The organism is Mesorhizobium sp. M7A.F.Ca.MR.148.00.0.0, from assembly GCF_003997735.1.
In the GTDB taxonomy this organism is placed as follows: Bacteria; Pseudomonadota; Alphaproteobacteria; order Rhizobiales; family Rhizobiaceae; genus Mesorhizobium.
The window spans coordinates 1-232 of the sequence record NZ_RZTB01000724.1; the positions used below are offsets into that span (position 1 = coordinate 1).

At 64.7% G+C, this 232-nt stretch carries 1 protein-coding gene; it reads right to left on the reverse strand.

Annotated features, from left to right (window positions below; genetic code table 11):
- A partial coding sequence (locus EOB49_RS35995) for a hypothetical protein (protein WP_164782033.1) occupies positions 1–232 on the reverse strand: 232 nt, incomplete at both ends.

A 232-nucleotide genomic window follows, 5' to 3' on the forward strand; every position in this document is an offset into this window, starting at 1 on the left:
GCGCATTGCTTAGCGTCTGCTTGGCAATCTCGGGTTGGCTGCTGTGAACCGCCAGCCACAGCACGACGAGCTGCAGACGAATGCGCTGGTCGATCAGCTTTCTCGGCAGCAGTGCCAGGAGCTGACGCACGTAGAGGAGCTGGCACTGGGCAATGAGGTCGAGCGCGTTGTTTTCGACGAACACGGCCGCGCGTGCCTGGTCGCCGGCGGCCAGCGCGTGCCCGATCGCTTC